The sequence below is a fragment of the Rubricoccus marinus genome, from assembly GCF_002257665.1.
GTDB classification, from domain to species: domain Bacteria; phylum Bacteroidota; class Rhodothermia; order Rhodothermales; family Rubricoccaceae; genus Rubricoccus; species Rubricoccus marinus.
On record NZ_MQWB01000001.1, the window covers coordinates 1,844,167 to 1,866,192 of the forward strand.

General features: G+C 66.1%; 17 protein-coding genes. 10 read left to right on the forward strand and 7 right to left on the reverse strand.

Annotated features, from left to right (window positions below):
- The 3 genes from BSZ36_RS07735 to era form a co-directional block, all read left to right on the forward strand.
- A partial coding sequence (locus tag BSZ36_RS07735; RefSeq protein WP_179271083.1) for a hypothetical protein occupies positions 1-2,076 on the forward strand: 2,076 nt, incomplete at its 5' end.
- A gap of 152 nt (positions 2,077-2,228) precedes the next feature.
- On the forward strand, positions 2,229-4,331 hold the full coding sequence (locus tag BSZ36_RS07740; RefSeq protein ID WP_094547582.1) for a hypothetical protein: 2,103 nt from the start codon (positions 2,229-2,231) through the stop codon (positions 4,329-4,331).
- Positions 4,332-4,443: 112 nt separating this feature from the next.
- Positions 4,444-5,505 (forward strand): GTPase Era, encoded by a 1,062-nt coding sequence (gene era, locus BSZ36_RS07745; protein ID WP_094547584.1) that lies wholly within the window; start codon positions 4,444-4,446, stop codon positions 5,503-5,505.
- 45 nt (positions 5,506-5,550) lie between these two features.
- Here the strand turns inward: era and BSZ36_RS07750 are convergent, their stop codons facing one another.
- Positions 5,551-6,750: a 4-phosphoerythronate dehydrogenase gene (locus BSZ36_RS07750; RefSeq protein ID WP_094547586.1), complete on the reverse strand. Its 1,200-nt coding sequence runs from the start codon at positions 6,748-6,750 to the stop codon at positions 5,551-5,553.
- 278 nt (positions 6,751-7,028) lie between these two features.
- Between BSZ36_RS07750 and BSZ36_RS07755 the strand changes: the two genes are divergently transcribed.
- The 7 genes from BSZ36_RS07755 (at position 7,029) to BSZ36_RS07785 (ending at position 13,953) form a co-directional block, all read left to right on the forward strand.
- Positions 7,029-7,649, forward strand: coding sequence for a cell wall hydrolase (locus BSZ36_RS07755; protein ID WP_094547588.1), 621 nt, complete (start codon positions 7,029-7,031; stop codon positions 7,647-7,649).
- Positions 7,650-7,721: 72 nt separating this feature from the next.
- Complete coding sequence (locus BSZ36_RS07760; protein ID WP_094547590.1) at positions 7,722-8,744, forward strand: endonuclease/exonuclease/phosphatase family protein; 1,023 nt, start codon at positions 7,722-7,724, stop codon at positions 8,742-8,744.
- 127 nt (positions 8,745-8,871) lie between these two features.
- On the forward strand, positions 8,872-9,624 hold the full coding sequence (locus BSZ36_RS07765; protein ID WP_094547592.1) for an RNA polymerase sigma factor: 753 nt from the start codon (positions 8,872-8,874) through the stop codon (positions 9,622-9,624).
- 36 nt (positions 9,625-9,660) lie between these two features.
- The gene (locus BSZ36_RS07770; protein WP_094547594.1) at positions 9,661-10,842 is read left to right on the forward strand and encodes a baeRF10 domain-containing protein; all 1,182 of its coding nucleotides are present in this window, start codon (positions 9,661-9,663) and stop codon (positions 10,840-10,842) included.
- A 61-nt stretch (positions 10,843-10,903) separates the two neighbouring features.
- Positions 10,904-11,401: a hypothetical protein gene (locus BSZ36_RS07775; protein WP_094547596.1), complete on the forward strand. Its 498-nt coding sequence runs from the start codon at positions 10,904-10,906 to the stop codon at positions 11,399-11,401.
- Between the two features lie 177 nt (positions 11,402-11,578).
- On the forward strand, positions 11,579-12,760 hold the full coding sequence (gene bshA, locus BSZ36_RS07780) for an N-acetyl-alpha-D-glucosaminyl L-malate synthase BshA (protein ID WP_094547598.1): 1,182 nt from the start codon (positions 11,579-11,581) through the stop codon (positions 12,758-12,760).
- Between the two features lie 47 nt (positions 12,761-12,807).
- Entirely contained in the window at positions 12,808-13,953 is a 1,146-nt protein-coding gene (locus BSZ36_RS07785) for a hypothetical protein (protein WP_094547600.1), read from the forward strand.
- Between the two features lie 20 nt (positions 13,954-13,973).
- Here the strand turns inward: BSZ36_RS07785 and BSZ36_RS07790 are convergent, their stop codons facing one another.
- The 6 genes from BSZ36_RS07790 to BSZ36_RS07815 all read right to left on the reverse strand — a co-directional run bounded on the left by BSZ36_RS07790 (position 13,974) and on the right by BSZ36_RS07815 (position 21,998).
- On the reverse strand, positions 13,974-14,519 hold the full coding sequence (locus tag BSZ36_RS07790; protein ID WP_094547602.1) for a hypothetical protein: 546 nt from the start codon (positions 14,517-14,519) through the stop codon (positions 13,974-13,976).
- A 4-nt stretch (positions 14,520-14,523) separates the two neighbouring features.
- A complete protein-coding gene (locus BSZ36_RS07795) occupies positions 14,524-16,005 on the reverse strand; it encodes an NADH-quinone oxidoreductase subunit N (RefSeq protein WP_094547604.1) in 1,482 nt (493 codons plus the stop codon).
- A 72-nt stretch (positions 16,006-16,077) separates the two neighbouring features.
- The gene (locus BSZ36_RS07800; RefSeq protein WP_094547606.1) at positions 16,078-16,377 is read right to left on the reverse strand and encodes a 4a-hydroxytetrahydrobiopterin dehydratase; all 300 of its coding nucleotides are present in this window, start codon (positions 16,375-16,377) and stop codon (positions 16,078-16,080) included.
- A gap of 3 nt (positions 16,378-16,380) precedes the next feature.
- Positions 16,381-18,132, reverse strand: a complete 1,752-nt coding sequence (locus BSZ36_RS07805) for a sodium:proton antiporter (RefSeq protein WP_094547608.1) — start codon at positions 18,130-18,132, stop codon at positions 16,381-16,383.
- Positions 18,133-18,182: 50 nt separating this feature from the next.
- A complete protein-coding gene (locus tag BSZ36_RS07810; protein WP_094547610.1) occupies positions 18,183-19,823 on the reverse strand; it encodes a complex I subunit 4 family protein in 1,641 nt (546 codons plus the stop codon).
- 66 nt (positions 19,824-19,889) lie between these two features.
- The gene (locus BSZ36_RS07815; RefSeq protein ID WP_094547612.1) at positions 19,890-21,998 is read right to left on the reverse strand and encodes an NADH-quinone oxidoreductase subunit L; all 2,109 of its coding nucleotides are present in this window, start codon (positions 21,996-21,998) and stop codon (positions 19,890-19,892) included.
- Between the last annotated feature and the right edge of the window lie 28 nt (positions 21,999-22,026).

Here is a 22,026-nt window from a genome sequence, read left to right on the forward strand (position 1 = left end):
CTTGTTGGCGCTGCCATTTTGGGCGGCTCCCTCCTCACCTACAGCACGCGTCAACTCGCCGCCGAAGGCGAGGCGGACTCACGCGCTGATCAGGCGGACCTCGTCACGCGCCAGATCGCAGAAAGCGGTCACGCGCTGGTCCTGGCCTCCATTATCGGCACCGACGGGTTTCAGCCTGTGGCCGGCGCGACCCGCGAGTACGACGGCGGGACCTACCGCGTGGAGTACGACCCGGCATCGACGCCGCTTCGTGCTACGTTCGCGGTGCACTCCGACTACGCGGGCGCCACGCACACCATCCGGAGCACCTACGAGTGGGATCCCGTGGACTACCCCGGCCCCGTCTGGCTGGATGTGCCCTACGCCTCCGCAGAGGTGGCCTCTGGCGCGAGCGTGACCGGCGGCCCCGCCAACCTGGACGTGCAGTTCGACCGCCGCAAGCACGACGAGTTCGGTCTTGAAGGCCTCGCATCGCTGCGCACGATGGAGTCTGGCCTGAACGCAGCGTTTGGAGCGACCGACTCCGGCTTTGACTCCAGCCTGCCCGCGGGATCGTGGGAAGGACTGCTCGAAGACCTGAACGTCTCCAGCGGCGAAGGCCTCTACCAGCAGGCCCTCGCCAAAACGCCCGAGACCACCATTCCGGGGCCTCTGGCGCTTTCGGTCACCCGCAGCGGCGTCGGCAACGAGAACGAGGTCACGCACGTGACTGGCGATCTCGACATCGCCAGCGGCGGACGTTTCGAGGGCGAAGGCGCGCTCGTGATCGACGGGTTGCTCAGCGTCGCCCCAGGTGGCAAGATGAAGTGGCGCGGCATCGTCATCGTCCGCAGCGAGCAGCAGTACATGCCGATCCGCCTCAAGGGAGACGTCAAGGTGACGGGCGGCATCGTCGTGGTGCAGAACGCGTACCCGCCGGGCGGCCACATGGACGTGACCACGTGGCGGGACCTCTCGAAAGGGCTCGGCGCCACGAACATCCAGGGCGAGCCCTCGGTTTTCCCGTGGTCGGGCATGCCGTTCAAGCAGCACAAGCACCGCTTCGACATCGACTTCGGCACGCGGCGGATCGCGTTCGTCGAGAAGGGTGCGGCGGTCCCCACCCAGGAGGCCGTGACCCTCTTCCACGACACCATCAAGCGTCTGGGGAATGAGGAGATCTACCTGGAGTTCGAGAACGCGAGCCAGCACGGCTACGGCCAGTACACCCTCGCCGTCAACGGCGAGAGCAAGACGCACTCTGGCAGCGTGATGGGAGGCTTCGGAGAGTTCAGCACGGCGGCCAACCGCCACCGGACCAACACCTTTAAGGCGAAAGACCTGAAGGACTTCGTGGTGGACATCAAGAGCCTCCAAGGGCTGCGCGCCCGGTTCGACGGCGTGGATGGGTGCTCGGTCACGCGCCAATGGCCTCGCTGCCTGGGCGACCGCTGGGACCGCGGAGGCGTGCTCCGCGTCCGCATCCGCCGGGCGGCGTCCAGCCAGGTCGCGTACGAGACCGGCATTTACTGGCATATGCGCGCCGACGAGGAGGCGGAGTACCAGACCCGGATCGCCAACTGGCGCGCTCAGATCCAGAGCGGCGGCCTGTTCGGGACCCGCCTCGAGTTCGGCCCCGACGTCGAGATCGACTACTCGCTCGGTCCCATCCTGGACTTGGCGGACCGGCTGGACTTCGACGGCAACGAGGTCATCCACGTCGGCTCATTCGCAGATCACGCCACGCGCGCTCAAAACCTGGCAGCCGCGACGCGCGCCGACGGCAAGATCGAGGTGTGCCACAACCCGACCTCTGGCGGGAATACGCTGGCTCTGAATCCCAAAGCGCTGGACGCTCACCTCCGCCACGGAGACCGCCTAAAGAACTGCGACGGTACGCCAGCAGCGTCCGGCGCGTCCACGCCGGCTCCGCTTCAAACTCCACCGAACTGCCTACTGTCGCCGGCTACGATTCAGATCTGCAACAAGCCCGGCGGAAACGGGCAATGGCGAGACCGTACGGTTTCCTGCTCGTCCGTCGCGAACCACCTCGCGCACGGGTGCAAGCTGGGAAGCTGCGCACTCAACGGACTATGACGGCACGGGCGCCTTTTCGCCAGAGGCCTCTGGCGGCTCTCATGGCGCCCGCGCTTACGTCGCGCATCGAACGCGACGATACCCTCGGTGCGTGACTGGAGCGCCTCTGGCGCTTCGGCCACTCACCCACACACCCCACGCTCCCCCTCCACATGGGCAAGCTTACACTCCTCCTCGTCGGCGCCACCATTCTTGGGGGCTCGCTTCTCACGCTGAGCACGCGGCAACTCGCGGGCGAAAGCGAAAAGGGACTGCGGGAGCAGCATGCGGACCTCCTCTCGCGCCAGATCGCGGAGAGCGGCCACGCCGTTGTCCTCGCCTCCATCATTGGAGACGCCGGCTTTAAAGCCGCGTCGGACAAGACGGAGAGCTACGAGGGGGGCACGTACCGTGTGGAATACTCCCCGGCATCCACCTCGAATCGGGCCACGTTCGTCGTCGCGGGGGACTACGCGGGGGCGACGCACACCATCGAGAGCACCTACGAGTGGGACCCGATGAACTACCCCGGCCCGGTCTGGCTGGACGTGCCGTACGTGACGACCTCGGCGCACTCCAGCGCGGAGATCTCCGGCGGCAAGGTGCAATTCGACCGGCGCAAGCACGACGCCTTGGGTCTGCAGTCCCTTGCAGGGCTCGGTCCGATGGAGAGTTCGCTGGGAAGCGAGGTCGCGAAAACGGGCGCCGCGTACAACGCTGGCATGTCGGCCGGCTCGTGGCCGGGAATGCTGGAGGACCTCAACGTGCAGGACGGCGAGGACCTCTACCAGGCGGCCCTTACGCAGGCGCCGGAAACCGTGATCGCGGGCCCGCTCGTGGTGACCAACAACCGGAGCAACATCGGCGAGAAGGACGAGGTGACGCATGTCACGGGCGACCTCCTCATCGCGACCAACGCCCGTTTCAGGGGTGAAGGCGCGCTCGTGGTCGACGGCTCCCTGGAGGTGCAGGACAAGGGCGTGTTCGAATGGCGCGGCATCGTGATCGTGCGGGACGAGGAGCAGTTCCTGCCCGTGAAGCTCAACGGCGACGTGGAGATCACCGGCGGCCTCGTCGTGGTTCAGCACGCGTACCCGCCGGGCGGCCACATGGACGTGACCACGTGGCGCGACGTGGCGGCGGGCATCAGCAGCAGCAACGTGCGCGGCGCGGGCACCTCCGCGCCCTGGAACGACACCGCGTTCCCGTGGCTGCAGCACAAGCACCGCTTCGATGAGGACCTCGGCACGCGCCGCGTCTCCTACCTCAACGGCGGCAACGCCGTCCCCTCGCAAGAGGCCTGGACGCGCTTCGAGGACACGATCGATCAGCTCGGCAGCGAGGACATCTACCTCGAGTTCCAGAACGTGGGCCGCCACGGCTACGGCGTCTACACGCTGGACGTGGACGGCATGAGCGAGCCGCAGCGCGGCGCCGTCCGCGACGGCTTCGGCGCCTACGCCAGAGGCTCCAACGGCGCCCGCTTCCAAACGCGGACGTTCGCGGCCGACGACCTCAACGACTTCGCGGTCGACATCCGCAGCCTGCGGACGCTCCAGGACCGGTTCGACGGCCAGGGCGGGTGCGGGCAGTGGCCGTTCTGCATCGGCGAGCGGACCGACCGTGGCGGCGCGTTGCGCGTCGGCATCAAGAAGGCGAGCACGAACCGGACGGTGTACGAGAGCGCGCTGTACTGGCACATGAAGGCTGAGGACTGGACGGAGTACCAGGCGAAAGAGGACGCGTGGCGCTCACAGATCCAGAACGGCGGCCTGTTCGGCACCCGTCTGGAGCTAGGCAAGAAGGCCGACATCGCGTTCGAGATCCGCCCGATCCTCGACCTCGTGGAGCGCCTCGGCTTTGACGGCAACGAGGTCATCCACGTGGGGACCGAGACCTCGCATCGGACCCGCGCTCAAAGCCTCGCCCTCGCCACGCGTCCCGACGGCAAAATCGAGGTGTGCCACAACCCGACCTCTGGCGGCAACACCGTCGCTATCCACTCGGACGCGCTCAACATGCACCTCCAGCACGGAGACCGCCTGATGGCGTGCGACGGGACGCCTGCCAACGCGGGTGCCTCTACGCCGGCCGCGCTGCAAGCCCCGCCGAACTGCCTCACGGCACCGGTCTCCATCGCCATCTGTAACAAGCCCGGAGGCAACGGTCTTTGGAAGGATCGCGACGTCTCCTGCACATCGGTCGTCAATCACCTGGCGCACGGCTGCAGGCTCGGGAGCTGCGCGCTTAATGGGTTACCTACCACTGATTCGTAGCCTTTAGGCGCAGAACTGCCAACTCGTAGAACGGCTCTGGCGCCAGAGGCCGCGCCGAGTCTCCAAGAACCCCGGGGGGCGCGCGTCGTATTTGACGCCCGCCCCCCTGCTTATGACCGATCTCGACTCGACGCCTTCCGGCGACGCCCCCTACATCGCTTCCGGTGACGCCCCCGACGACTCGCGCCCTGCGCCGAGCGCGCCAGAGGCGCACCCGGATGAGGCCTCTGGCGACGCGCCGGCGTTGCTGTTCGAGCCCGTCCCCGAAGGCCACAAGTCCGGATACGCCGCGCTCGTGGGCGCGCCCAACGTGGGGAAGTCCACGCTGCTGAACCGCGTGCTGGGCACCAAGCTGTCGATCGTCACGCCGCGCCCGAGCACGACGCGAAACCGCGTGCTCGGCATCCTCTCCAGCGACGGCTCGGACGGGAATGCCCCGCATCAGGTCGTCTTCCTGGACACGCCCGGCGTGGTGCGGCCCAAGTACCGGCTCCACGACTACATGATGCGCGACGTGGACCGCGCGCTCCGCGATGCGGACGTGGCCGTCTTCCTCGCCGACGCGACGCAGGGACACATCTCGCACGACGCCGAGGCTGCGCTCCAGAAGCTGGACGGCTTTTCCGGGCACTCCATCCTCGCGCTCAACAAGGTGGACCTCCTCCCCATGCGCGACGACGCGCTCCCGCTCGTGGACCTCTACCGCCAGAGGCACGACTTTGAGGAGGTCGTCCCCATTTCCGCGCTCAACGGCAAGGGCACGGACAACCTCCTGAGCCTGATCCTGGCGCGCATCCCGGAGGGCCCGCCCTACTATCCGGCGGATCAGATCTCTGAGCACCCGGAGCGCTTTTTCGTCTCGGAGATTGTCCGCGAGGCCGTTTTCAACCTGTTCCGCGACGAGGTCCCCTACTCCACGTCCGTCGTCGTCGTGCAGTTCGACGAGCGCGAGCGGGAAAAGGACTACATCGCGTGCGACATCGTGGTGGAGCGGGACAGCCAGAAGGGCATCCTGATCGGCAAGGGCGGGCAGGCGCTCAAGCGGCTCGGCCAGGCCGCGCGGCGCGAGATCGAGGACTTCCTCGGCCGCCCGGTCTATCTCCAGTTGCACGTCAAGACGCGGTCGGATTGGCGCAACCGCGAGGGCCATCTCCGCGAGTACGGCTACGGCTGAGGCCTCTGGCGCCGCGGCTGCGGCGCCGCGTCTGTTCGCCAGAGGCTAGCGGTCTCCAGGCGTGTCCAGCGCCATGCCCAGTCCTCGGGTAACGGCGGGGACGAGCGGCTCGGGAACGTGCCCGCGCACGCGGTACCGGCTCCACTCGCGCCGTACCGGGTACGTGCGGCGAAGCTCGGCAAAGGCTACGGCCCGCCGGTCGGGATCGGGCATGGTGACGACGGCGCCCCGAAAGCGACGGTCATCGGCGCGGATGTCGTAGGCCTGACGAACGAGTGCGTCCAGCCACGCCGCACGCGCCTCTGGAGTGTCAACGGGCGCCAGAGGCGCGTCTACAACAAGTGGGGCCTCTGGCGCGAGCGCGGACTCGGGATCCCACGGCTCGGGGAGCGGGTGGCCCTGGGTTGACAGCCACTCGCGAAGGGCGGCCTCCACCATCACGGTCCCCCGGATTTTCCCGTCGAAGGCGTACCCAGCGATATGCGGCGTGGCGATGTCCACGCGAGAGGCCAGCGACGTGTTAGGCACCGGCTCGCCTTCCCATACGTCCAGTGCCGTCGCACCGAGGCGACCCGAGGCGAGCGCACGGAACAGCGCGTCGCCGTCTACCACCGGGCCTCTGGCGGCGTTGACCAGCCACGCACCGTCGCGCATGGCGCCGAGTTTGGCCGCCCCGAGAAGGTGCAGGGTCGCGTGGGGCGCCTCTCGCGCCAGAGGCGTGTGGACCGTCACGATGTCGGACGCATCGAGAAGCGTCGCCAGAGGCACCCACGGGCCGGGGTCGCCACGCTCGGCGCGTGGTGGGTCACAGCGGAGCACGCGCACGCCGAGCGCGCGAGCGCGGTCCGCGAGCCGGCCGCCAACGGCCCCCACCCCGACGACCCCGAGCGTTTTGCCTTCTAGCCCAACGTGCTTCTCTGCCGCGATCCGCAGCAGCGCCGCCACCACCCAGTCCACGACGGACGCCGCATTTGAGCCCGGCGCGTGCGCAACCCCGATCCCCTCTCGCGCCAGAGGCCCGGCCGCGACGTGGTCCATCCCGGCGGTCGCGCTCGCCACGAACCGAACGGGGGTGCCCACAAGGGTGGACGGCGAAACGGGCGTGACGCTTCGCACGAGGAGCACATTCGCGCCAGAGAGCGCCTCTGGCGTGATCTCGCGCCCCGGAAGGGCCGTAACGGTGCCGTAGCGCGAGAACGCCTCGCGGGCGTGCGGGATGTTGGCGTCGGCGACGATGTGGAGCATGGGCGGCGGGCGTGTCCGGTAAAGAGAACACCTGACCGTTGGCGTAGACAGTCCGGGCGCGGGCTTCGCCAGAACGTCATTCAGACCTCGGGTTCTCCTCGTGTGCCCTCGCCAGAGGCTTCACGGGGGCTCCCGATACTGGTGTTGAGGCGCCAGAATCGCCCCCTTCTCTATCTCTTCCCGCTTGCTTCACGAGACAGCCGCTGTTTGGCCGGGTTCTCGCAACGCGGGTAGTAGTGGCGCCCTGAGCGCCGACCTCTCACCTTCCCCATCGCTCTATGTTCGTCCCCCCGCAGAAAGCGGCTACTGCACTTTCCGTGCTGTTGGCAGCCCTTCTTCCGCTGATCGCGTTCGGCTTTGCGTCGATGTCTGCGAAGGAAGTGGCTACGAACCAGAACCCCGTCATGACCGTCGCCCACGTCGTCCCGCCATTTATGCAGGACAACGTCAGCGAGGACGTACTCTGGCTCGCGCGCTGCATCTACTCCGAGACCAAACGCCCTGCTGAGCAGGAGCTGGTCGCGTGGGTGATCCGCAACCGCGTTGAGACCGGGTACCGAGGCGCTCGCACGTACGAGGGCACGGTCTTGGACCCTTACCAGTTCAGCGCCTTCAACCCAGGCAGCGCCAAGCGTCGCCTGTACTCCACGCTCGACGAGAACTCGGATGCCGCAGGATGGCAGAAGGCTCTCCAGGTCGCGCACAAGGTCTACTACTCGTCTGCGGATGAGCGTCCTTTCGACGAGACCACGCGCCACTTCTACAGTGAGCGTTCGATGGTAGGAGGCCGCACGCCCGCGTGGGCCGTGGGTAAGAAGCCTGTGCAGCCGGTGCGCTTCCGCCCGGATCCCCGCCGCTTTCGCTTTTACTCCAGCATCGCAACGGTCGTCCTGGGCTAACCCCGCGCTCCGTTCCGATCTTCCGACGCCCTGCTACACCCTCGTGGCAGGGCGTCCTCTGTTTACCGCCCCATGACACGCCTCTCTCTCCTTCTTGCCCTTCTTCTCGCCGCCTGCTCTGGCGGCGTTCCCGCCAGCGGCGACGCGGCTTCCGGTGATGCAGCCTCTGGCGCACCACCTCCGTTCCGCGTTGTGGAGACGGTGGACTGGCGCACGGACGGCATCCGCATTGCCGCGTTCAACGGCGAGTTCCTGTTCGATGGCGTGGGAGACGAGGGGGACGCGGTGATCTCGTTTGAGTGGAAAGGGGACCCGGCGAAGTCGCGTGCGCACCGGGACGCCGTCGCCAGAAGCATCCGCGCGATCGACGCGGACATCGTCGTCATTCCGGAAACGGAGAACGTGGATGTGCTGGAGATGATGATCGAGGAGTCGCTCTCGGACCTGGGATACAGCGCGTACCTCGTGCCCGGTCAGGACTCCTTTACCGGGCAGAACATCGGGCTGCTCTCTAACATCCCCGTCGATGAAGTCGGCCGGACGGACGTTCGTCTCCCCGTCGGCGTGAGCGACCAGCGCTACGGGGTCTCTAAGAACATGTGGGCGCGCCTCACGATCGCCGGCCGGCCGGTCACGCTGATCGGCGTGCACTTCCTGGCCCGCCCGCTCGATGCCGAGCGCGCCCCCCGCCGCGAGACGCAGGCTGAGGTGATCCGCCAACTCGTCGAGGCAGAGATGGCGATGGGCCGTGAGGTCGTGGTCTTGGGCGACTTCAACGACTTCGACGACGAGACGCTCGACCGCGCCGGGAGCGTGCCCGTGACCGACGTTATGGCCCGGATCAAGCGCGCCGGTCCCAGCCCGGACGACGACCTCCGTAACGCTATGGCCGAAGTGCCTCAGGCCGAGCGCTTCACCTCGCTCTACGACCGCAACAACAACGACGTGATTGAGGAGGGCGAGCTCTCCGCCATCGACCACATCCTCCTTTCTCCCGGTCTGTACTCCCGTTTGCGCGAGGTGCGCTACGCGCCCGTCCATGACCCGCGCGAGGTCAGCGACCACTTCCCGCTCGTCGTCACGCTCGCCGAGTAAGCTTGGGAGGACCACGCGCCTGTCGTCGCCAGAGGCCTCTGGCGACGGGCGCCCTCCGCATTCCGCGTCCGCGCTCGGATCCTTGGAAGGCCGGCGGGATTAGAGGGGCACACCTCTAGCCTGCCCCATGCCTCCCGTCCACGCCGACTCCGAAGTGTTCGACGATGCCGTCTGGCTCCGCGCAGTCGGTGGGGACCGCGACGCCTTCGAGACCGCCGTGGCCTCGTTCCACGACGAGCTTCTCGCCGCCGCCGAACGGCAGGTCGAGCTCTACCGGGCCTCTGGCGACCTCGCCGAATCGACCCTGAACCCGACCGAGTTGGTCGGTGAAACCCTTGTTCGGGCCTACGAGCACCGCGAGGGGTTCAACGCAGAGCGCATGGGGTTCCGCGCATGGCTGTTGGGAGTCCAACACCGCGCCCTGGCTCGCGTGATGCGCGAGGAACACCGGTACTCAGACCGGAAGGCGCTCTCGCTGGACGAACTCGCCCCCTCCTCCTCGGAGGAGGACGCCAGCGGCGATACGTCCTATGAGTTCCGCCAGCCGTTCGAGGTGGTCACCTACGGTGATCTCATCGCTGGATCGGAGCCCATCGACGTGGAGTTCGATCCAAACGGCCACGAGCCGCTCACCGACCGCGAGAGCCGGGCCCTTGCGGCTTCCGGCATGTCGGTAGATGGCCAGCACGTGGTTCTCCTCCACGATGAGTTGGACCTGACCATTTCGGAGGTCTCCCAGATTCTGGACGCGTCTCTCCATGACACGGCCGAAACGCTCAACCTCGCCCGGGCCTCGGTCCGCCAGAGGCTGAGCAACTCCCCGCTTTCCGAGGATCCGAGCGACGCTCGCGATTCGTACACCGGCGACCCCGTGCGCTAGCGCGGACTCGCCCTCTCCCCTCCCACACCCTCTTCTATGAGCGCCCTTTCAGCCGATTCCCGCGACGCCCTCCTCGCAGAGCTTCGCCGCCGTACGTCCACGCCCGGTTTCCACTTCCTCTCCTCCGACCACATCCAGCGCCTCAACGAGGCCCGCTCCGAAGGCGCGCCCATCGTGAGCGTCTTTATGGAGCTCACGCCAGAGATGCGTGTCGGTGACTCGTGGGAGATCGCCCTGAAGGATCTGCGCCAGAAGGCGGCGGATGCCTCTGGCGACCACGCGAAGGCGGTGAGTGCTGAGATGGACCGCGTGGAAGCGGCTCTCCGCGAGAGCATCCCCCGCACGGGCCGCGGCGTCGCGTTTTTCCTCTGCCAGGAGCTCGGGCTGTTCGAGCAGTTGGGTACCGCCATCGCTCTCCCGAACGTCGTCCAAGTCGGCCGCGAGCCGTACATCCGGCCTCTCGCGCGCATCCGCGACGAGAACGACCGATTTGTGATCGCGCTCGTTTCGGCGCACAAGAGCCGCTTCTTCTTCTCCCAGATTGGTCTGGTCGAGGAGGTCTTCGACCTCGCTGGCGAGGAGTTGGAGATCACGGACTTCGCCTCCAAGGACCAGCGCCAAGACATGAAGGCGGAGCTCAAAAAGGATCAGGCGCAGAAGAGCGCGCACGCCCTCGCCCTTATCGCGGAGCAGATGGACGCACGTCACGTGGTCTACTCCTGCGCTTCCGACATGGAAAAGGACTTCCTCGACGCGATGGATCAGAAGACCCGCCTGAAGGTGTCGGAGAGCTTTGCGTGCGAGGTCAACGCCTCCACGTCGGAAGTCGCCGAGGCCGCGAACACGGCACAGCGCCAGGTGGAAGCCCGCGAGGAGATGGAGACCATCGAGAAGGTCCAAGAGCTTCTCTCCTCCCGCGCCGTAGCCGGTCTGGACGACACGCTGGACATGCTCAACCAGCAGCGCGTGATGACGCTCGTCGTGGACGACGAGGCCCGGATGGCCGGCGGCATCGACCCGGACAGCGGCATGCTCACGACGCAAACCGAGGGCACCTACGAGGCCACAGGCGGCACGATCGAGCGCGAGTCCGACCTTATCGAGGCCATGCTGGACAGCGCGATGGCACAGGGCGCGACGCTTGAGCTCGTGCGCAGCGAGGCCGCCAAGAGCGCGCTGAGCGCCCACGGGCCAGCCGCGGCGATCCTGCGGTTCTAACCTTCTGGCCTCTGGCGCTCAACCGGCGCCAGAGGCCTTTCTCTTTTCTCCCGCCTCTCTGATGCGCGTTTTCCCTCTCTTTCTGCTCTCCGCCGTTCTCATCACGGGTTGCGGCCTCTTCGGCGGCGCGCGGGATCTCACCGCCATCGAAGTCGCGGGCCGCTACGAGTTCACCGAGTACTCCGTCGAACCCACCGCGGGGTCTGTGGACTCGAAAAACCTCCGGGGCCGCGAACTCCCTCGCGACGTAACGCTCGTTCTCAACGAGGCCGGCGAAGCCCGCGTGGAGCGCCTCCGTGGCGAGCGAGTCGACGGAACGCTCGCGTCGGGCTCCTACGTCATCCGTGGCCGCGAGGTACGCATCGAGTTCAGCGACCTGGGCGACCTCGGCCGCGACGTGCTCATGCCCCGCTCGATCACGTTCGACGCCGACGGCCGGCGCATGGAGGCGGACATCTTCCTGGAGGGCGTCAACCTCGAAGATCTCTCGGATGATTACCGCGGCATCACGCGGGCCGATGTCCGGCTTCTCGTCGAACTCCGCAAGATGGCGATCTAAAAACGCCCTCGGACGACTTCTGAAGCCTCTGGCGCCCCTCGCGCCAGAGGCTTTTTGTGTTCGGGTCTCTGGCGGCTCTGCCAGCGTGCGTGCGCATCCGCCGCCAGAGGCAACCGCGTGGGGGTGCAAGCGTTCGCGACCTGTCCTCGTGCTACTGGTTCACCCCTCCCGCTCCGTATGACCATCGGCATTACTTGCTATCCCACGTTCGGCGGCTCCGGCGTCGTCGCCACCGAGTTGGGCAAAGCGCTCGCCGCCAGAGGCCATACGGTCCACTTTATCGCTTACGCACTGCCGCTACGGCTGGAGCACGTCGCGGAAAACCTGTATTTCCATGAGGTTCGGGTCAACACGTACCCGCTTTTCGAGTACCCGCCGTACGCGCTGGCGCTCGCGAGCAAGATGATCGACGTGGTCAAGCACGAGGGACTGGACCTCCTGCACGTCCACTACGCGATCCCTCATGCCACGAGCGCGGTTCTGGCCCGCCAGATCCTGGAAAGCTCTGGTCACGACGTGCCAGTGGTCACAACGCTCCACGGCACCGATATCACGATTGTCGGCAAGGACCCCAGCTTTAAGCCCGTCGTCGAGCACGCAATCGACGCGAGTGACGGCGTCACGGCGGTCAGCGACTGGCTCCGCCGCGAGACGTGCTCCTCGTTCGACATCTCGCAGGAGATCGAGGTGATCCCCAACTTTATCGACACGGAGCGCTTTCAACGGCACCCCAAGGACCACTTCAAGCGCGCCATCGCGCCCGACGGCGAGAAGCTGTTGGTCCACGTGAGCAACTTCCGCAAGGTCAAACGCGCGACGGACGTGGTCGAGGTGTTCTCGCGCCTCCACGAATCCGGAGTCTGGCCCGAAGGGCATCCCAAGCACGGGCAGCCTGGCGGCGTCAAGCTCCTTATGGTAGGCGATGGACCCGACCGCGCAGCCTCCGAGGTCCGTGCGCGAGAGGCCGGCGTGTGGAACGACGTGCGGTTTATCGGCAAGCAAGAGCCGGTCGAGGAGATCCTCTCGATCGCGGACCTGTTCCTGATGCCGTCCGCGAGCGAGACGTTCGGCCTAGCCGCATTGGAGGCCATGGCGTGCGGCGTCCCCGTCGTCTCCTCCGATATCGGCGGCCTGCCCGAGCTCAACCTCGACGGCGTGACCGGCTTCCTGCGGCCTCTGGCGGACGTGGACGGCATGACCGAAGCCTCGCGGCGGATCCTCACCGACCCCGAACTCCATGCCCGCATGGCACGCGCCGCGCGCGAGCGCGCCGTCAGCGAGTTCGAGCTCGACCAGATCGTTCCGCAGTACGAGGCGCACTACCAGCGGGTGATGGACGCCCGGACCGTCACCGCCTGACGAACGGCCTCTGGCGCCAGAGGCCCCCACCTGCTATTTCGCCCGCCGTGGAGCCCCGCCGCAATCTGATCTCGCGCAAGAAGCCGACGTACCCCGTCAGCGACTACCTCGCCGATTACTTGGGCTCGTACGGCCGCTTGGCGACGGACTCGCGCGCCTCTGGCGCCAGAGGCGTCACGTACGATGACCTCATGCGGTTCGCGGGCCAGATCCCGCTGTACGACGAACTGGGTGGGGACACCCTTTGGAGCACGGTTTATTACGGTCCCTCCGAGCAGGCCGAGATCCACGACGCGCTGCGCGCGACCTACGCGCTCCTGAAGTCGGACGGCGACCTCTCGACCGTCGAGCACCTGTACATCGACCGCGTGGACCTGTGCCACTACGGCAACACGCTCCCGCTACGCGTCCGGATCGTCAACCGGTTGAACGAGAACTTCGACTACTTCTATGTCAAACGCGCCGACGCCAACCGCGTCTACGGGCTGGACCTGGAGCACGTCCTCTCACCCAACCGCATCAACTTCTACGTCCGCATTGACGGCCCCTCGGTTCGGGAACAGACGCTCGTAGAGGAGCATGTGGTAGGCCTTCCGGGCGATGCCTTTATCCGCGACGCTCTCCCCTCTGGGCGGTTCGACCAGGTGCGCCTCGCGAAGGAGTTCGTCAAGTTCAACGAGCGGTGCTTTGTCCGCCTGCTCGGCGACATGCACGCCGGCAACTGGGTCATGGACGTGACGCCGGACTTCGAGAAGCTGCACTACCGCATGCGGCCCATCGACTTCGACCAGCAAAGCCATCACCCCACGCGCCGGGTGTACCTGCCGCAGTTCTTCCCGCAGAACAACGCCGTGATCGCCTTCGGCCTGAAGCACCTGACGGAGACCACAGTGGATCAGTACCAGCGCGAGGAGCGCGCGTTGATCGCGGGCCGCTTGCGCGTTTCGCAGGCCCGCTACCGCGCGCTCATGGATGTGATGAGGGAGGATCTGATTTCCGATCCCTCCAACGTCCGCGAGTTGGGAGCAGCTCTCGCGAGGCACTACCACGATGACGCCTTTACCCAAGCACTCACGATGGGTGACCTCGTCTACCATTCGTTGGAGCTCTTACAGAAGCGAGCCGAGCCTGCCAGCCTGAAACTGCTCTCCGGCGCCACCGTCGGCGACGTCGCTGGAGACGTCAGGATCTGAGTCTCTGGCGCCAGAGGCGTTTAAAGCAATGCGTCGAGCAGCTTGCGCCGGTCCCCCGGCGTCAACGCCCCCTCGGTGACGAGCCGATCCAGCGCGCGCACAACGGCGTCCACGTCGGTCTCGCCAGAGGCCTCTGGCGTGGGCGCACTCGCGCTCCGCAGCATGGCCTCGCGGAGAAAGCGATCCACGAACTCCGCGGCGCCCGCCTGGGCGGAAAAGTCCAGCGTCTCCGTGATCGTCGCCCGTCCACGGTTGACCTCTAGCTCCACCTTCTTGCCGCCCAGAAGCTGCCGCTTGACACGCACGCCGACGATGTCCTCGTAGCGGATCGCCCGGGGCGTCTGGAGGTCGTTGTTCTGGAAGACGAGCCGGTCGGCGAGAAACAGCGCGCCGTCCCGTGCCGAGCCAAGACGCGTGGCGTCGTAGAGCGCGAGCACGTCGCCAGAGGCCACGCCTTCCGCGTAGTCCGAGATCGCGGCACGGACCTTCCCCTCCGGGATATCCGGGGCCACAAAAAGCCCCAGGTCTGGCGCGTTCGGGAGGTACTCGCGGATGAGGGAGTTCACGCCTCTACCGGAGCGACGCGAACTGGATAAGACCGTCGAAGAAGCCCTCCGCCGTTCCGATCACCGCGCCGGGGACGACGCCCAGGACGATCAGCAGCACGGCGCACGCCACGAGAACCGCCGAGGTCGAGGTCGTCAGGGCAGCGTTGTTATGGGAGGCCTCTGGCGCCTCGTCTGACGAGCGCATCCACATCACGACGAGCACGCGGAGGTAGTAGAACGCAGAGATCATCGATGCGATCACGCCCACAATGGCGAGCCACGTCATCCCCGCGTCCACGGCCGCGCCCAGCACGAACCATTTCCCCATAAAGCCCGCGAGGGTCGGGAAGCCGATCAGCGCGAACATAAAGACCCCCATCGTGACGCCGAGGATGGGGTAGCGGTAGCCAGAGCCCGAAAGGGAGTCCAGCGTCTGCTCCGCGCCCTGCTCGCCATCCCACTCTAGCGCGGCAATCACGCCGAACGCGCCGAGGTTCATGAGCGTGTACGCGAGGAGGTAGAACATCGCGCCGCCGTATCCCTCTGGCGAGCCAGCAGCCAAGCCGGCGATGATGTAGCCCGCGTGCGCGATGGAGCTGTACGCCAGCATGCGCTTCACGTTGGTCTGGACCAGCGCGATCACGTTCCCCACGATCATCGTGACCGCCGCGACCGCCGCGAGTGCGAACTGGATCTCGCCGACCACCATGTCGAACGGAAGAGCCCGCGCGAGCACGACGATCAGCGCTGCAAACGCCGCAGCCTTCGACGCCGTCGACATAAAGCCGGTCAGCGTGGTCGGCGACCCTTGATACACGTCCGGCGTCCACATGTGGAACGGGACCGCGCTCACCTTGAACAGGAAGCCGATCAGGAGCAAGCCCACGCCTACAACGAAGATGCCCGTCCGGCCTGTGGCCGCGAGGCCGACGCCCATCTCACTGAAGATCATCGTGCCGGTTGCGCCGTAGAGCAGCGCGATCCCGTACAGGAAGAAGCCCGTTGAGAAAGCGCCGAGCAGGAAGTACTTGAGGGCGCTCTCGTTGGCCGTCTTCTCCTCACGCGCCAGGCCCGTGATGACGTACAGACACACGGACATCGTCTCGAGCCCGACGAACAGCGTAACCAGGCTGCCTGCGCTCGCCAACGTCATCATGCCCGCCGTGGCGAACAGCATCAGCGCGTGGACCTCGCCGTAGTTGCGCCCGACGCTTTTGAGGTACGGGACCGATAGCGCGACCGAGCCGAGGGCTCCGAGCAGGATCACCATGTTGGCGAACGAGGCCGCGCCGCCGCTGTAGACCTGACCGTAGAACGCCGTCGTCGGGTCGAAGAGCCGCATGCCCTCAAGCGCGAACGCCGCCACGATGCCGATCGCGGAGAGGATCGGGATCGAAGGGCTGTCGTTGCGGAACGCGTCCACCAGGACGACGGCAATGCCCATCGCTGCCACGATGAAGATGGGCAGCACGCGGCCTGTGTCGAGAAAGAGGGAGTCGTACATCGAGCGGAGTGAACGGGAGAACCAGCCAGATGGCCGGTGGGGTGCGCCTCTGGCGCCAGAGGCGGGATAGCCCTAGTCGGCGAGGGCGTCGATGCGGCGGGCGAGTTCGAGGTCAGTCTCAGTCACGCGGTCGCCGGCGTCGTGGGTCGTCAGCGCGACGGCCACGCGGTCGTACACGTTGAAAAGCTCTGGGTGGTGGTCCATCGCTTCCGCCTCGAAGCCGACGCGGACGATGAAACCCATCGCGGTGCGGAAGTTGGCGAACCGGAACTCGCGGGAGATCCGGTTGCCGATCTCGGCCTGGATCCGGCGCCAGCCCTCGGGGAGAGCCGCGTCGATCTGCTTATCGGTGAGCGCGTCGCGTGCGGGCATGGTTTAGGGGATCATCATGGACAGCGCCTCGGCGCCAGCGGCGTCCGGAGGATGAGGGATGACCATGCCGCTGAAGAAGACGAACCAGACCAGGATGTAGATCGGGATCAGGATCGGCAGCGAGTACTTGACGATGTACGTCACGAACGACGGTGTCTCTACGCCAGAGGACTCGGCGATCGCCTTCACCATGAAGTTGGGGCCGTTGCCGATGTAGGTCAGCGCGCCGAAGAAGACGGCGGCGATCGAGATCGCTTCGAGGTAGAAGGTCTCGGCAGGCACGTTCGTGCCCAATGCGAAGGCCTCCACCATGTCGCGGTTCTCGATGCTGGACCCGAACTTGCCCATCGCGGCGGACAGGAAGCTGACGTAGGTCGGCGCGTTGTCCAGAACGCCGGAAAGGATGCCCGTTCCGAAGTAGAACTGCGTCACGCCGAGCGAGCCCGCGTTGTTGGCCGCAAACGAGCCGATGAGCGTCAGCGCCGGCTGCATCGTCAGGAAGATGCCGATGAAGAGGTAGCCGACCTCCTTGATGGGCTCGAAGTTGAAGTCGTTGCCTGCCAGGACGTGCGGCTTGGCCGTCTTGTACGCGAAGTAGCAGACCGCGAACATGATCACCTCGCGGATGCCGAACGGCACGTGGAACTGCCCGTGGAGGTCCAGGACCGTCCCCTGCATCCACTCCATGATGTTCGGATCGAGGAAGACCGAGCCGATGATGATCGCGAGCCAGGCGAAGCCCGCCTTGCCCTCGATGGTCAGCCGCTTGCGCGTGTGCACGGGCGCGGACTCGATGCCCGGGGCCTCTGGCGCCACGGCACGGCCCGGGATCTCGCCCGGCTCCACGTCGATCCCGACGTCTTCGGCCTCCTCGCGAATGCTCTCCTCCTTGTTGCGGCTGTCGATCACGTAGAAGACCGCCAGGATGAGCAGGATGGTCGGGAGCCAGATCTGCCACAGGTTGACGACCGTCCAGAAGAACGGGACGCCGCGCAAGAAGCCCAGGAACAGCGGCGGGTCACCAATCGGCGTCAATGCGCCTCCGATGTTGGAGACGATAAAGATGAAGAAGATGATGTGGTACGGCTTCAAGCGCCCAGCGTTGAGACGCATATACGGCCGGATCAGCAGCATCGAAGCGCCAGTCGTCCCAATAAAGTTGGAGATCACGCCTCCCACGAAGAGCAGGATCGCGTTCGCGCGGGGCGTACCGGCGAAGTCCGTCTTGATCAGGATGCAGCCGCTGGCGACGAAGAGCGAGCCCAGAAGCGCGATAAAGGAGAAGTACTCCATCGCGGCGTGCTCAATCGGCGTCACCTCCCCCATTCCGATGAGGTAGTACGCGGCGACGATGGCGCCGAGCGCGATGGCAACCTTCGGGTAGTGGTGGTGCCAGAAGTGCGGGTAGAACAGCGGCCCCGTCGCGATCATCAGCAGCAGAACCACAAACGGGATCACGAGCCAGATCGGTGGCGGGTCGCCGTGGCCGCCTTCTTCGGCGTGTTCGCTGCCTTCGTGCGCTGCTTCGCCGCCGTGCGCGCCGGGCACGACCTCCTCCAGCTCTTCCTCGACTGGGATCGACGCGTCATCTGCCTCCGGGACGGTCTCCGGCGCCGGGTCCGAGAGCTCGGCCTCTGGCGTCGGGTCTTGGAGTTCAGACTGGAGCGGGTCCGCTTCCAGGTCCTGCGCGCTCACGGCCGCCAGAGGCGCCACCGCGAGGAGGAGTGCGAAAGCGAGAGACGCGAGACGATGCATGGGGAGGCGGAAAAGGGGGACGGGCGCGGCTCGGACGGCAGGCAAAAGCGCTAGTGCGCCTCCGGCGTGTGCGCGGGCACTGGGGTAGGCGCCAGAGGCGCTGCGGCAACGGCCTCGGGCCAGATGATCTCCACCGCCACCGTTTCATTGGGGGCGGCTCCTGCGACGGCGACTCGCTTGGCCTCGACGGTCTCCAGAATGGAGCGGACAGCCAGTTCGCTCTTGGCCAGGAACGGTGCGGGCACGAAGCCCATGCCGATCATCAGAACCGCCAGAGGCACGATCAGCGCGATCTCGCGGCCGTTGAGGTCCTTCATCGTCGCGTTGGCCTCGTTCGTGATCTCACCGAAGAAGGTCCGGTAGACCATCCACAGCAGGTAGACCGCTGCGAAGATGACGCCAGAGGCCGCAATCGCCGTGAGAACAGCGTATCCCGTCACGCCCGAGGTGAAGGACCCGACCAAGATCATGAACTCGCCCACGAAGCCGTTGAGTCCGGGCAGGCCGGCGCTTGCGAACACGCTGAAGAGCATGAAGAAGGTCAGGACGGGGACGCTTTTGGCGATGCCACCGTAGTCGGCCATCGCGCGGGTGTGGCGGCGCTCGTACATCATGCCAATGATGAGGAACAGCGCGCCGGTCGAGATGCCGTGGTTCACCATCTGGATGAGAGCGCCCTGAACGGCCGTCGTGTCGAACGCGAAGATGCCCAGGACCACGAAGCCCAGGTGGCTCACAGAGGAGTAAGCGACAAGCTTCTTCACGTCGGTCTGCGCGAACGCGACGAGGGCGCCGTACACGATGCCGATCACGGCCAGGATGCCGATCCACGGCGCGTAGGTCAGGCTCGCGTTCGGGAAGAACGGGAGGACGAACCGCAAGAGGCCGTAGGTGCCCATCTTGAGCAGCACGCCCGCGAGGACGACCGAGCCGCCGGTCGGCGCCTGGGTGTGCGCGTCGGGCAGCCACGTGTGCAGCGGGAACAGCGGGACCTTGATCGCGAAGGCGAGTCCGAAGAGGAGGAACAGCCACGTCTGCGCGCCCAGCGGGACGCCGTACTCGACGAGTTTGTACCAGTCCGTCGTGAAGCCGACGCCAGAGGCCTCGCCAACCGCGAAGCCGAGCCACAGCACGCCGACGAGCATCAGCAGGGAGCCGACGAGCGTGTAAATCACGAACTTCGTCGCGGCGTAGATCCGGTCCTCTCCGCCCCAGATGCCGATGATGAACACCATCGGGATGAGCGTGAGCTCGAAGAAGACGTAGAACAGGAAGACGTCGAACGCCGCGAACACTCCGAGGACGCCCGTTTCGAGCAGCAGGATCAGCGCGTAGTAGCCCTTGTGCGCTTTGCCGATGTAGTGCCACGACGAGAGCACAACGATCGGCCCGAGAAGCGTCGTCAGCAGGAGCAGGAGCAGGTTCAGCCCGTCCACGCCCACGTGGTAGTTCACGTCCACGCCCGGCAGCCAGTTGATGTATTCGCGCAGTTGCGGCGCATTCGCCGTCGAGACCGAGGCGTCGAAGCCGAACCAGAAGCCGAGCGAGAGGACGAACGCGACCGTCGTGACCGCGAGCGAGATCCACCGGATGGCGCTCACGCTCGGTGCCAGCATCACCGCCAGCGCGCCGAGCGCGGGCAGGAAGATGACCAGCGAGACCAGGTTGGGAATGTCAGCGAGAAAGCTCATGTAGGATCTGCGTCGGTGCGCCTGCGGCGCCCGGAGGGATGCGGCCTCTGGCGGGCCGCCAGAGGCTTAGCCGAGCATTACGAGGCCGACCACGAGGACGACGCCGAGCACGATGGCGAGGGCGTACGTCTGCACGCCGCCGGTCTGGATGCCGCGGAGGCCGCTGGCGAAGCCGCGGACGCCTCGGCCAAGGCCGTTCACACCGCCGTCGACGACGTTTTTGTCGAACGGCGCGAAGACGTTGCGGGCGCCGTCCACGACAGCACGGACGAAGGTGGCGTTGTACAGCTCATCCCAGCCCCACTTGCGCGAAGCGGGCGCGTAGAGCCAGCCCATCATCTTGAAGAAGCGGCGGTCCGCATCCAGGCCTCTGGCGCCAAAGCGGAAGCCGACCCACGCGATGGCGACACCGGCGGCGGCGATGATCGAGCCCACGCCGAGGAGGATCCACTCCGTCGCGTGCGATGGCTTGTACTCGAACGCGGCCTCGGCCACAGGCCCGCCGTAAGCGGCGCCGAGCCAGTGGTGGATCCAGCTCTCGGTTCCAAACAGTTCCGCGACAACGGGCGCAAGGCCCAGCAGTCCGGCGCCAGCGGCGAGCGCGGCGAGGATCCACAGCGGGAGCGTCATGGTCCACTGGCTCTCGTGCGGGTGCACGTCCATCGCGGCGGGCCAACGCGGGGTGCCCTCAAACGTGAGGAGGTACGCGCGTGTCATGTACACCGCCGTCATCAGCGCGGTAATCAGCCCGATGACCCACACGGCCAAGCTGAGCACGTTGCCGTCCATCCCGGACTTGAACGCGAAGAACAGGATCTCGTCCTTGGAGAAGAAGCCCGCCAGAGGCGGAATGCCTGCAATCGCGAGCGTCGAGATCAAGAAGGTCCACCGCGTAGCCGGCATGTACTTCTTGAGTCCGCCCATCGTGCGCATGTCCTGCGCGTCGAAGTGCCCGTCGTATGGCAGCGGGTTGTGACGGAGCGTGTTCTGCGTCGCCTCGGAGTCCAGCGGGGTGTCGGGACCGCCGTGGTGGCTCGGGATGATGCCCTTGTGCTCCAGTTCGTGCTCCACGTGGTGCATGGAGTGGATAACAGACCCGGATCCGAGGAAGAGGCAGGCCTTAAAGAAAGCGTGCGTCATCACGTGGAAGATGGCGACGAAGAACGCGCCGACGCCGGCCGCCATGAACATGAAGCCCAGTTGGCTCACGGTCGAGTAGGCGAGCACCTTTTTGATGTCGTTCTGCGTCATCGCGACCGAGGCTGCCATGATGGCCGTAATCGCGCCCACGATGGCGATCACGCCCATGGCCGCTGGCGCCAGAAGCACCATCTCGCTCAGGCGTGAGAGCAGGTACAGGCCGCTTGTCACCATCGTCGCGGCGTGGATCAGCGCGGAGACGGGCGTCGGCCCGGCCATCGCGTCCGGGAGCCAGACGAAGAGCGGGATCTGCGCGCTCTTGCCCGTAGCGCCGATGAACATCAGCAGCACGATCCAGAAGCCAATGGGGCCGTCGAAAAGAGCGAGCGTCTCGGGCGCCAGAAGCGTCGCGAAATCGAAGCCAAACGGGCCTGCGATGTTGTCCGTGACTGTCTTGAAGATCAGGAACAGCGCAATCAGGAAGGCGAAGTCACCGATACGGTTGACGATAAACGCCTTGTTGGCCGCCGCCGAGTTCTTGAGGTCCGTGTACCAGAATCCGATGAGGAGGTACGAGCACAGCCCCACGCCCTCCCAGCCCAGGAACAGCACAATGAGGTTCTCCGCCAGAACCAGGTTGAGCATCGCGAAGATGAACAGGTTCAGATAGGGAAAAAACCGCCAGTACCCGCTATCTCCGTGCATGTACCCGATGGAGTACAGGTGGATGAGGCTACCCACGCCGGTCACGATAAGCGTCATCAGCAGCGACAGCTCGTCGATCCGGTAGCTGAACGCCACGCTCAGGTCACCTGCGGTCATCCAGTGGAAGAACGGAACCACCTGCGGCGCCCCGTGCTGGTAGCCCAGGAACAGCATCACCGTCACGCCGAATGGGATAGCAACCGCGATCAGCGCCAGGGTCCCGATCAGCTTTTCCTGCTTCCGCCACGACGGCATGAACAGCCCCATCATCCCGTTAAAGGCCGCCATCAGCAGCGGCGGGAGGAGAATCAGGCGAACGAGGGTTTCCATTGTGCGGGGACTGGGTTTTAGGGACTGG